This is a genomic window from Apibacter sp. B3935 (assembly GCF_009827705.1).
Taxonomy (GTDB): Bacteria; Bacteroidota; Bacteroidia; order Flavobacteriales; family Weeksellaceae; genus Apibacter.
The window spans coordinates 628,907-641,367 of sequence record NZ_WINL01000002.1; the positions used below are offsets into that span (position 1 = coordinate 628,907).

General features: G+C 30.7%; 11 protein-coding genes and 4 tRNA genes. 5 read left to right on the top strand and 10 right to left on the bottom strand.

The genetic code is table 11. The annotated features are described in order from the left end of the window. The first annotated feature begins 98 nt into the window (after positions 1-98). Positions 99-704 (top strand): 2,3-diphosphoglycerate-dependent phosphoglycerate mutase, encoded by a 606-nt coding sequence (locus GFV00_RS05705; RefSeq protein ID WP_185149988.1) that lies wholly within the window; start codon positions 99-101, stop codon positions 702-704. A 656-nt stretch (positions 705-1,360) separates the two neighbouring features. Beyond that, entirely contained in the window at positions 1,361-1,783 is a 423-nt protein-coding gene (locus tag GFV00_RS05710) for a DUF1493 family protein (RefSeq protein WP_160556883.1), read from the top strand. Between the two features lie 267 nt (positions 1,784-2,050). Here GFV00_RS05710 and GFV00_RS05715 read toward each other — a convergent pair. The 6 genes from GFV00_RS05715 to GFV00_RS05740 form a co-directional block, all read right to left on the bottom strand. Beyond that, positions 2,051-2,122 (bottom strand) — tRNA-Glu (locus tag GFV00_RS05715). 15 nt (positions 2,123-2,137) lie between these two features. Then, positions 2,138-2,392, bottom strand: coding sequence for a 30S ribosomal protein S20 (gene rpsT, locus GFV00_RS05720; protein WP_105296844.1), 255 nt, complete (start codon positions 2,390-2,392; stop codon positions 2,138-2,140). Positions 2,393-2,482: 90 nt separating this feature from the next. Beyond that, a tRNA-Gln gene (locus tag GFV00_RS05725) sits at positions 2,483-2,553 on the bottom strand. A 48-nt stretch (positions 2,554-2,601) separates the two neighbouring features. Further along, a tRNA-Val gene (locus tag GFV00_RS05730) sits at positions 2,602-2,676 on the bottom strand. Positions 2,677-2,772: 96 nt separating this feature from the next. Then, a complete protein-coding gene (locus tag GFV00_RS05735) occupies positions 2,773-3,996 on the bottom strand; it encodes a folylpolyglutamate synthase/dihydrofolate synthase family protein (protein ID WP_160556882.1) in 1,224 nt (407 codons plus the stop codon). A gap of 99 nt (positions 3,997-4,095) precedes the next feature. Beyond that, positions 4,096-4,857: a class I SAM-dependent methyltransferase gene (locus GFV00_RS05740; RefSeq protein ID WP_160556881.1), complete on the bottom strand. Its 762-nt coding sequence runs from the start codon at positions 4,855-4,857 to the stop codon at positions 4,096-4,098. Positions 4,858-5,156: 299 nt separating this feature from the next. On the opposite strand from GFV00_RS05740, the gene nhaA reads away from it, so the two are divergent. Then, a complete protein-coding gene (nhaA, locus tag GFV00_RS05745; protein ID WP_255449740.1) occupies positions 5,157-6,320 on the top strand; it encodes a Na+/H+ antiporter NhaA in 1,164 nt (387 codons plus the stop codon). Positions 6,321-6,363: 43 nt separating this feature from the next. Continuing rightward, the gene (locus GFV00_RS05750; protein ID WP_160556879.1) at positions 6,364-9,279 is read left to right on the top strand and encodes a pitrilysin family protein; all 2,916 of its coding nucleotides are present in this window, start codon (positions 6,364-6,366) and stop codon (positions 9,277-9,279) included. A 158-nt stretch (positions 9,280-9,437) separates the two neighbouring features. Here the strand turns inward: GFV00_RS05750 and GFV00_RS05755 are convergent, their stop codons facing one another. From GFV00_RS05755 to aroQ, 4 genes are all read right to left on the bottom strand, one after another. After that, positions 9,438-10,061 (bottom strand): L-threonylcarbamoyladenylate synthase, encoded by a 624-nt coding sequence (locus tag GFV00_RS05755; RefSeq protein WP_160556878.1) that lies wholly within the window; start codon positions 10,059-10,061, stop codon positions 9,438-9,440. Between the two features lie 32 nt (positions 10,062-10,093). Beyond that, positions 10,094-10,483, bottom strand: a complete 390-nt coding sequence (msrB, locus tag GFV00_RS05760; RefSeq protein WP_255410572.1) for a peptide-methionine (R)-S-oxide reductase MsrB — start codon at positions 10,481-10,483, stop codon at positions 10,094-10,096. Positions 10,484-10,636: 153 nt separating this feature from the next. Further along, entirely contained in the window at positions 10,637-11,653 is a 1,017-nt protein-coding gene (locus GFV00_RS05765) for an AI-2E family transporter (RefSeq protein WP_160556877.1), read from the bottom strand. 36 nt (positions 11,654-11,689) lie between these two features. Then, on the bottom strand, positions 11,690-12,118 hold the full coding sequence (gene aroQ / locus GFV00_RS05770) for a type II 3-dehydroquinate dehydratase (RefSeq protein WP_105296851.1): 429 nt from the start codon (positions 12,116-12,118) through the stop codon (positions 11,690-11,692). Between the two features lie 97 nt (positions 12,119-12,215). On the opposite strand from aroQ, the gene GFV00_RS05775 reads away from it, so the two are divergent. Next, positions 12,216-12,299: transfer RNA gene (locus GFV00_RS05775), tRNA-Leu, on the top strand. Positions 12,300-12,461 lie beyond the last annotated feature (162 nt).

Consider the following 12,461-nt stretch of genomic DNA (forward strand, 5'->3'; position numbering starts at 1 on the left):
TTAATTTTAATCAGATTTATGGGTAAATTAATAGTCATTATTTTTATATTGGCACAATTATTTCAAGATAATATAGTTAATATAAATTTTTTGTAATCATGGCAATTTTAGTATTACTGAGACACGGTCAGAGTGTTTGGAATCTGGAAAATAAATTTACCGGTTGGGTTGATGTAGAATTATCCGACAAAGGAAAAGAAGAGGCTAAAAAAGCCGGCGATCAGCTTAAAGGTTTACATTTTGATTATGCGTATTCATCTGCTTTGAAAAGAGCTCAAGAAACTTTACAAATCGCGTTGAATGAAGCCGGAATAAAAAATGTACCCACGAAATTTGATAAGGCGTTAAATGAAAGAATGTATGGAGATCTACAGGGTTTAAATAAGGCTGAGACAGCTAAGAAATTCGGAGATGAGCAAGTTCATATTTGGCGAAGAAGTTACGATGTCGCTCCACCTAATGGAGAGAGCCTTAAAGATACTGCAGAAAGAGTAATTCCTTATTTTGAAAGTGAGATAGTTCCAAAAATTAAGGCTGGAAAAAATATAATCATAGCGGCACATGGAAATAGTTTACGTGCATTAGTTATGTATTTAGAAAAAATGACTCCCGACGAAATTATAAAATTTGAATTAGCTACAGGAGTGCCCAGACTTTATGAATTAGATTCCAATTTACATGTTTTAAAGGTTAAAAATCTCTAATATGTGTAAACTTCTTATGAAATTAACAAAATTATATTTTTTAAGCTAGCTTAAAATAAAAATATTAAAAAAAGTTCTTTTCATAGTAAGTTATTCTCTTCGAATAGCTTTTCTCAAATATTTAACTAAACATATGGTCCTGATTTCAATTGAAATCAGGACTTTTATTTTATTCTTTTATTCCTTAAAAGTTTTAATTTTTAATGAAAATTTCATTAACAAACTATTCAAATTTAAAGCTTTTATATACATATTTTTAATAAAAAAAGTAAGTTTTTATATATTCATAAAACAATATTATACACCGATATTTATGTTGTTATATATAATATTAATGTACATGTATTTTTATTCAATATATATTTGAAATTTACTATATCTTTTTATACATTTACAAAATATAAAAACTTTATCATACTACAATAGATTACATACTTTTGAATAACCTAATATTGTCTAATTAGGTGTCTCCAACAATTACTTAGTAAAAAACGAAAGTCCTATCTTATAACCATCTAATTCACCTCCTTATCATAGTTGAAAATTTATAAGTACTGCATTGATCCGTGTACTTTTTAGTGATTGATATGAATTGACTATGGTAGTGATTGGATTAGACATGTAAACAACTAGTTACGAATTTTAAATAATATTCAGTGACTTTGAATAAAAATAATCATTCTAATGATGATGTAGTTAAAATTAGAGGCATCTTAAATTTAATAAATATGGTTGATCACAAATTACAATTATTTTTAGAAAAAGTTTTATTAACCCAATGGGAGAATAAAATACAATTTAAACCCGAAATGAAATTATATGAAGATTTTGGATTAATTGGACATGATGTAGATGATTTTCTTACACATTTTACAAAAGAATTTAATGTAAGAATTAGCAATGAGTTTAAATTTAACGAAAGGTTTTATCCTGAAACCTATTCTGTGCTGGATATAATAAAAAGTATATTTAATAAAACCGTAAATATTTTTCTTCAACGATCAATTTATGAAAAAGAATTAAAGGATCTAAGTATCCAAGAATTAGAGCTAGCTATTAAAAGAGGTGTGCTATCATAATAGATTTTACTAGTAACTATATATTATTAATAAATTATTTTTTCTTCAATTATTGTTATTCTAAACTTTTTAAATAGCAAAAGGTCTCTATATTATAAAGCATTAGAGCATTGGAGAATTATAAGAGGTCATTAAATCGAATAGTAAATAAACATTAAAAATATTACAATTAATTTATTCATAATTTTTTCTTGCTTTCTGAAATGACAATTTAATTTACATAAAAAAAGGCTTAAATTACTAAAAGTAACTTAAGCCTTAGATTAGTAGCCCGTAGGGGAGTCGAACCCCTCTTGCCAGAATGAAAATCTGAAGTCCTAACCGATAGACGAACGGGCCTACTATTATTTTTTTTTACGCTAACGCGTTAACGTGCTTGTTTAATTTAGATTTCAAGTTAGACGCTTTATTCTTATGAATAATATTTCTTTTAGCTAACTTATCAATCTGAGAAAAAACAGCCGGTAATTTACCTACCGCTACAGTTTTATCTGTCTCAGCTCTTAATTCTTTAATAGCTGTACGAGCTGATTTATGATAATACTTATTACGCAATCTTCTTACGTGATTCTGTCTTATTCTTTTTATTGCTGACTTATGATTTGCCATTTTTAATTCTTTCTTTTCATTATCTATTTGCGGTGCAAATGTAATTATTTTTTACAATCCTACAAATATACTTTTTCATTTAATTTGTTGTAGACCCACAGGGATTCGAACCCCGACAAACGGTACCAAAAACCGGTGTGCTACCGTTACACCATGGGTCTGTACCAACAAAAAAACCTTAACTGAAAAAATCAAGGTTTTTCTTGTTGTGGGCGATGCAGGATTCGAACCTGCGACCCCCTGCTTGTAAGGCAGGTGCTCTGAACCAGCTGAGCTAATCGCCCCTTTAAAACAAAGATATTTAAGAACTTTTCTTTATTACTTTGTTCCGTAATTGGATTGCAAATATACGCTCATTTTTTATACTTGCAAATATTTTTTTAAAAAATTTCTGCTACCACAAAATTACTTCCTCCTATAAAAATCAAATCTTCTTTGTCAGACTGGGTTTTAGCGGCATCAAATCCTTCTGCTACACTATCGAATTTTTGATAATTTTTGAAGTATAAATCTATTTTTTCGGTATATTCATTGGGATGTAGTCCTCTTTGAATAGCCGGTTTTACAAAATAATAGAGGGCATCAATCGGCAACAGTGGAAATATTTTATCTAAATCTTTACCTTTCACAAAACCGATTACAATTCTCAGTTTTTTATAGGTTATCCGTTTAAATTGTTCGGTCAATTGTTTAAAGCCATCCTCATTATGGGCCGTATCGCAGATAATCACTGGATTCTCACTTTGCAAAATCTCCCATCTTCCTCTAAATTTCATTGAATCTTTTACATGCAAAAGGCCCTTTTTAACCTGATCAACAGATATTGTAAATCCTTTATCATTTAAAACATCGATGATACTTACTACCGTTTTTTTATTTTTTTCTTGATATATACCTTTTAAATCTGATGGATAGTTTACCTTATTTTTTGTCGCATCTATATATTCGGCATTACGCTCTTGAGCAATATGTATTAGTAATTTTTTTACCTCTTCCTTATCTTCTCCAATAACTACAGGAATTCCGGGTTTAATAATCCCCGCTTTTTCTGTGGCTATTTTTTCAAGGGTATCTCCCAATAAATCCACATGATCCATCGATATACTGGTTATTGCACATACTTCAGGAGTAATGATATTTGTTGAATCTAACCTTCCGCCTAAACCAACTTCTATTACGGCTATATCAACTTTTTCTTTAGCAAAATAGCTAAAAGCCATAGCGGTTGTCAATTCAAAGAAGGAAGGATTAAAATGCTTAGTAAAATGATCTCTAATATTAATTAAAAAATTATATACAAACTCTGCGGGACATTCTTTTCCGTCAACCCTTATCCGTTCAGTGAAATTTTTAAGATGAGGAGAAGTAAATAATCCCACTTTATACCCGGCTTCTTTTAAAATGGAGGCGGTCATATTGGAAACACTTCCTTTTCCATTAGTTCCCGCAATATGTATGGATTTAAATTTTCTGTGAGGATTTCCTAAAATCTCACTCATTTTCATTATATTTTCAAATCCGGGCTTATATGCAGAATTCCCGACATTTTGATAATTTGAAACTTGGGTATACAACCACTCTAAAATTTCTTCATATGTCTGCATGACTAAAAATAATACGATTAATATTATTAAAAATTAAAATACACTTGAAGTAATCCGTAAAATTTTAAATAACCATTTTTTAATAAAGAAATTATTTTTCTATACTTTTTTTACAATTCCCACATATTTTCCTTCAAATTCGACAATTACCGTTTGTAAATGATTTTGATTTACCCAATCCATAAAAGCGGAATTATCTCCGATATCATCACTGATAAAAAAGCCGTTTTTTTCTATTCTTTCCCATAGTAAAGGATAGGCCCACATTCTACCTTTATAACTTTTATCGCTATCATAATGAGCTATCTCAAAAGTCTGTTGTTCTTTGAATATTTTAGGCAGGGATTCTTTATCTGCTTGTCTAAATAATTTCCAATAGTTTCTAAGATTATCAGGAACTACACATCCAACAAATTTATCATTATTCCTGTCCAAATAAGGCATATCTGAACTATACAAATTTCCACCTCTTTTTTGTAAAGACAATAAAGCCGCCAGAGAACTCCATCCGTAAGCTACTCCGGTTTCTATAACATTTTTAGCCTGAGTATATTCACATAATGCGTAGATAAGATTTAGTGCTCCGGCTCCACCCATTTTGACCGGACAAGCCGCCTCAATTTTTTTTGACTCCTCCATTGGTCCTGCAAAATCTTTATATAAAGAGTATTCATTTTTTGTAATCTGGTAAATTGCATCTTGCTGACTGATTGCTCTTTCTGCACACCATATTTCGGATTCTTTTTTTCCTTTTAAAGCACTTCCTCTGTCGAAAATATTTTTATAAATTTTTCTTACTAATTCCGGATATAATTGTGGTCTGGCTAAATAACCGAAAAATGTTCTTAAAACTGATTGCATTTATATTTTACTTTTTATTATACTGATATGATGCAAATGTAGTTAAAATACTTATACCATTAGATTGCTAACTATTTTGGACATACAGAGTGTTATTACAGATGAAAAGGTTCGTTTTATCTTTTTTTTCAATTTTATAATTAAATAGTTAATAGTATACCGTTAGATTTATAAGTCAACATAAATTTAAAAATTATATTTTAGCTATATATATATTATCCTCGATAATTCAAATCTTAATAATTCAATACAGTAATTAGCAATAAATGAGTATAATGCGAAAAACGATTAAAGATTTTATGAATAATGAGAAGTCCGTAGGAATACTTCTTATCTTGTGTACAATCTTTTCCATAATATTGTCAAATTCAACTTTCCACACTTTCTATCATAATTTTTGGGAAACATCGGTATCTTTCAAATTAGGAAATGAATATCTTTTTAGCACCCAGGGGAACCCTTTAACTGTATCTGAACTAATAAATGATGGGTTAATGAGTATATTTTTTTTAATGGTGGGATTAGAACTTATCCGTGAAATACATATTGGAAAACTTTCCAATCGTTCGCAAGCCCTTTTACCTGTTTTGGGTGCTATAGGCGGAATGATTATTCCTGCGGGAATATATGCATATTTAAATTTCGGAAAAGATACCATTTCAGGTGCAGGAATTCCTATGGCAACCGATATAGCATTTGCTTTGGGGGTATTGAGTTTATTAGGAAAAAAAATTCCCTTGTCTCTCCGTGTTTTTCTTACTGCCTTAGCTGTAATTGACGATTTAGGGGCTATTTTAGTTATAGCCTTTTTTTACACTAAAAAACTTTCTTGGATCTTTTTATTTTTTGCCTTATTCATATGGACGATACTATTACTTTTTAAAAAACTAAAGATCAATCATTTATATTTATATATAATCGGCGGTATAGGAATTTGGTATTGCTTACTTAATTCCGGTGTACATGCAACTCTTGCGGGTATACTACTGGCATTTGCCATACCCTTTGAAGGAGGTAATCCCCATGGTCAAGCCATGAAATTACTATCTATACTCCAATTACCTGTCAATTTTATAATACTTCCTCTTTTTGCACTTGCCAACACAGCCTTATCTATTCAATTAAATATTCAAGAGCTTTTCTCTCAATCGTACACTCTTGGAATATTTTTTGGCTTAATCGTTGGAAAACCTTTAGGAATTATTTTATTTACTTATCTGGCTTGTGCTTTGAAATTTTGTAGGCTTCCTTCGGAAACAGATTGGAAGCAAATGATAGGAATCGGTTTTTTAGGTGGAATTGGATTTACTATGTCTATTTTTATTACCTTACTGGCTTTTAATCCGGCTATACATGCCGACTATATAACTCATGCTAAAATTATGATTCTATTTTCCTCCCTATGTTCTGCTTTAATTGGATATATATACTTATATTTTATATTCCGAAAAAATAAAATCTAACAAAAATCTTTTGTATTTTCACACCTTTAAACCTAATAATAATATGAAAAAAATATTTTTATTACTTGTATTAACATTTTTTATAATGACCACGAATGCACAAACCTATAAAACTAAAACAGTAACAGATTCAAAGGGATATACTTATGAAACGGTAACGAACGATCCCTCCAATTCAAGAATTTATACACTGAAAAATGGTTTAAAAGTATATTTATCCCGAAATAATGATGAACCAAGAATTCAAACATACATTCCGGTACGTACCGGATCTGCTAATGATCCGTCCGAGAATACCGGCCTTGCTCATTATTTAGAGCATATGATGTTTAAGGGAACCAGTAAACTCGGAACTTCTGATTGGGACAAAGAATCTGTATTATTAAACCGTATTTCAGATTTATACGAACAACATAAAGCCGAAAAAAATCCAAAAAAGAAAAAGGAAATTTATAAAAAAATAGATGAAGTATCCCAAGAATCATCTAAATACGCCATTGCTAACGAATACGACAAATTAATTTCAGAATTGGGCGCAACCGGAACCAATGCGCATACTTGGCTAGATGAAACGGTTTATAAAAACAATATTCCATCCAACGAATTAGAAAGATGGTTATTTGTTGAAAAAGAACGATTTTCCGAATTAGTTTTACGTCTCTTTCACACAGAATTGGAAGCTGTTTATGAAGAATTTAATCGTGCTCAAGACAACGATATGCGTTTAGTTAATTATGAATTGATGGATGCTCTATTTCCTACCCATCCTTATGGACAACAAACCACTATAGGAACATCCGAGCATTTGAAAAATCCATCCATGAAAGCAATTCATGAATATTATGAGACTTATTATGTTCCTAATAATATGGCAATTGTATTGGTGGGCGACTTAAATTTTGATGAAACCATACAATTAGTCGATACCTATTTCGGCAGTTTCAAATATAAAGAATTGCCCGTTTTGAAAAAACCCATTGAACAGCCGTTGACCTCTGTTGTTAAAAGAGTAGTAAAAAGTCCATCTTCAGAAAGAATCCAATTAGCTTTTAGGTGTAGTGGAGCCGGAAGCAAGGAGGCTCTTTACGTTAAAATGGTTAATATGATTTTGAATAATTCCGGTGCGGGGTTAATCGATATAAATATCAATCAAAAACAATTAGCTCAAGGGGCTGGATCTTACATATCTATTTTTAAAGACTATGGTCTTCATTCCTTATATGGAGCTCCAAGAGAAGGACAATCTTTGGAACAAGTACAAAAACTTTTACTAGATCAGTTAGAAATCATAAAAAAAGGAAATTTTGATGATTGGTTGATTAAAGCTATTGTCAATGATTTAAAAACGCAACGCATCAGCAGCTGGGACACAGCTAACGGAGTAGCAACTCAAATGTATAATGCTTTTATCCAAAATTTATCTTGGCAACAAATTTTAGATGAATTTAATGAGTTGGATAAAATGAATAAAGAGAGTATTGTAAAATTTGCCAATGAATTTTATAAGGATAATTATGTTGTGGTTTATAAAGAAAAAGGAACCAATGATAAACTGGTCCGAGTAGAAAATCCGGGAATAACTCCTATAACTTTAAATCGTACGGAACAATCAGATTTTTATAAAAAATTCTCGCAACTTACCGAAAAAGAAATTCAACCTCAATTTATAGACTATAAAAAATTAATAACTTTTGATCATGTAAAAAATATTCCTCTTTCTTATATTAAAAATTCAAATAACGAATTAGGAAATTTATATTATATATTTGACTTTGGATCAGATAACAATGAAGAATTGGATCTGGCCTTAAATTATCTTTCCCTTCTGGGCACTGATAAGTATACAAAATCCAATCTTGAAAAAGAGTTCTATAAAATAGGAATCAGTTATTCTATTCAGGTTCAAAATGAACAAATATTCCTAAACTTGCAAGGTTTAGAAAAAAATATCCCAAAAGGTATAGAATTATTTGAACATTTTTTGCAAAATGCTAATCCTGATTCAGAAACATATCAAAAATATGTACAAACTATACTTAAAGCCAGAAAAAATTCTAAATTAAATAAACAGGCAATACTGAATGCTTTAGCTTTGTATGCCCGTTATGGAGAAAATAATAGATTAAGAAATTCTATTTCTGAAGCGGATTTATTAAACAAAAAACCTGCGGACTTAGTTAAGATATGTAAAAGTTTATTCGATTACAAACATGAAATATTTTACTATGGACCGAATGAATCTGTTATTAAAAAAGCGGTTCAAAAATATCATAATTTCGGAAGCGGAAAAGAGTATAATTCCCCTATAACTTATAAGGAACTTGCATCTGACGGCAGCTTGTTTTTTGCTCCGTACGACATAGTACAAGCCGAAATACTTTTCCAATCAAGAGGAAATAAATTTGATGTAGCTAAAATGCCTTATGCAAAAGTATTTGGTGAGTATTTCGGCAGAGGTCTGTCTTCCATTGTTTTTCAAGAAATTCGTGAAAGTAAATCATTAGCTTATTCTGCTTACGCCAGTTATACCATCGCCTCTGATAAGGATAAATACGATTATGTTTCTTCCTATATTGGAACTCAAGCCAATAAATTACCACAAGCAGTTGACGCAATGAAAGATTTAATGAACAATATGCCTGAAATTACTAAACAATTTGACAATGCTAAAAAAAGTGCTTTAAAACAAATTGCTTCAGACCGTATTACTAAATCAGCAATTTATTGGTCCTATCTTTCCGCCAAAAAAAGAGGAATTGATTACGATTTAAGAAAAGATATGTATTCTCAAATACAAACATTGCAACTTAAGGATCTTAAAGATTTTTTTAATCGTGAAATCAAGGGAAAAACCTATAATGTATCTTTAATTGGAAAAAAGGAAAATCTCAATTGGAATTCGGTTAAAAAATTAGGAACTGTTCATGAATTGTCTATTGATGAATTATTTAATTATTAATACATCTTATTCTACATGAATTGTTTAAATTAATATCCTATTAAAAAAGAAAATTTTCAAATTTTTATAAGAAAAGAACCGAATAATTATATTCGGTTCTTTTTTACTTTTTATGTAAACTGACTTTTTCGATCAGAAATAGTAAATGTAAATGGAGATTAAATGTACAGATCTAAATCTCCTTTTCCCTGACGGAGTATTTCAGGACTCCCGGAAGTTAAATCTACAACCGTGGAAGGAGTATAACCTCCCGCACCGCTATCAATAACTATATCTACTAATTTATCATATTTCTCGGCTATTAATTCGGGATCTGTAATATATTCTAAAATCTCGTCATCATCATGTGTTGAAGTGGATGCTATGGGATTGCCTAAATTTTCAACGATCATTCTAGGAATACTATGATCGGGAATTCTAATTCCTACTGTTTTTTTATTCTTATAATAAGAGGGCAGCGTATTGGAAGCTGCAAGAATATAAGTAAAAGGCCCCGGCAAAGTTCTTTTCAGAAGTTTAAATAGATTCGTTTCAATGGGCTTAGTGTACTGAGATAAATTTCTTAAATCATTACAAACAAAGGAAAAGTTTGTTTTTTCCAGTTTAACATTTTTAATTCTGGAAAGCTTTTCCATGGCTTTTTGATTAAAAATATCACAACCCAATCCATAAACCGTATCGGTAGGATAAACAATAATTCCTCCCTTTTTTAATACCTCAACTATTTCATTAATTGCTTTCTCTGAAGGATTTTCCGGATAAATTCTTAGGATTTTGGCCATAATGTTATTTCTTACAATTGGTAAACAATGTATTATTCTTTTACAAAATCCAGTGAAGCAGAGTTAACACAATATCTCAATCCGGTTTTTGTAGGGCCATCATTGAACACATGTCCTAAATGACTCCCGCAATTAGCACAAAGGATTTCCATTCGGGTCATACCATGAGAGGTATCTAATTTTTCGATAATTCGGCCTTTGGCTATTTCATGATCAAAGCTGGGCCATCCGCAATGCGAATCAAATTTAGAATCACTATCAAACAGAACCGCACCACAAGCTTTACAAGTATACACTCCTTTTTCAAAATGCATATTGAATTTTCCACTGTAAGGAGCCTCTGTTCCTTTTTCTCTCAAAATGTAATATTCTTCGGGAGAAAGCTGCTTTTTCCACTCTTCTTCTGATTTTGTTACCTTCATTTTTGTTTCTTTTTTTGTTACTTCTAATCTGTCTTTAGAAATGCAAGATAGTATGAGTAATCCCAAACCTATACTAACTGCCGACTGAAACAGTTTATTGAATTTATTCATGGTAAAAAACAAAATTCATTCCAATAGTAGAACTACATTTTCTTAAGGATTATCGCTAAATTCGTTATTGTAAACATCTAAAAGCAGGAAAAAGCTGGATAATAATATAGGACCGAAAATTAATCCGATAAATCCAAAAATATTCATTCCTAATATTACCCCAAAGATGGTAATTAACGGATGCACATCGTCCAGTTTTTTAAGTAATGTAAATCTCACGATATTGTCCGATGTTCCAATAATTATAATGCCGTACAATAAAATAAATATGGATTGCCAGGTTTCTCCGGAAGTGAACAATAAAATGGCAACCGGAACATACGCCAATGCAGAACCTACGATAGGCAACATGGATGTAAAAGTTGTAACCGCAAACCAAAACCATAAATTATCCAATCCTACAATGGCATAGCCGACAGCTCCTACCATTCCTTGAACAACAGCAACTAATGGGATGCCTATGGCATTGGATTGAATCATTTTTTTCAACCTTTGTCCTAGCCTTTCGGTATTTTGTTTTTTTAAAGGAGACCATTTTAAAAAGGTGCTTTCAATTTTCCTGATATTCATAATCATAAAATAGAATAAAACAAAGGAAAAGAAAAAAACAACTACAGAATTTACCGTTGAATTTAATATTTTAGGCACAACCTTGCCTACCCAGGTGGTCGCTTGAATGATATTGTCTTTGCTAAGTATATTTAGTCCGTATTTTGTTTGTAAATCATTTACAATACTGACCAGTGAATTATTTATTTTATCAAAATAAGTTATAGCCGTATGTACCTGAGAATAGGTCAATTCAATAATAAAATAAACCGGAATCGAAATGATCAATAAGGCAAGAAGAAAAACTATACTAATTGATATCCATTTTTTCAATCCCTTTTTTTCTGTCAGATATAAGAAAAAATCTTTGGATAAGGCATATAATGTAATTGCTCCTAAAAAGCTGGGAAGAAATATAGCCAACTGACTTATAATAAGGATAAAAAGAGATATTATTATAATCAAAAACAATACCTGATGTATTACTTTTCCACTTATTTTTTCATTCATTTATACTATCAATTACTTATTATTTATACTCGCTAGTTAAGGTTGCTTCATTTTTATTAAATATTCAATAGCTTCTTCATAACCGGGTAATCCTTTGCCTTTAATCTGATGTACACAAGCATCTTTAATGACTGAAATTTTTCTAAATTCTTCTCTTTTTTCAATATCGGAAATATGAACTTCAATAGCCGGTGCGGTTACTGATTTTATAGCATCGTGTATTGCATAGGAATAATGGGTATATGCTCCCGGATTAATTACAATACCTTCACATTTAAAACCTTTTTCATGAATCTTATCAATAATCGAGCCCTCATGGTTGGTTTGATAGTATTCTAATTCCACATCAATAAATTTTTTTTGCAAATGTTTAAAATAATCTTCAAAAGAATAATGACCGTAAATATCTGTTTCTCTTTGTCCAAGCAGGTTTAAATTAGGACCGTTTATAATTAATATTTTCATAATCTTTTTTTACGAATATAAGGAAGAATGAATGAAATAAAAACATAAATTTTGGCGAAAAAGAATATTTAAGTATATTTGCACACCTGAAAAACATGCCCAGGTGGCGGAATTGGTAGACGCGCTGGACTCAAAATCCAGTGGTAGCAATATCGTGCGGGTTCGATTCCCGCCCTGGGTACATGCAAATCGCAACTGTTTATAAATAAACAAGTTGCGATTTTTTTATATAATATACCTATTTGATTTCTTTAACTTTTACCTAAACCTTTTTAGCAACCCCTAGCTTTACCGCCTGGTTTTTACTATCTTTTCGATCTCTCTGATTTTTATCGAATTTTTG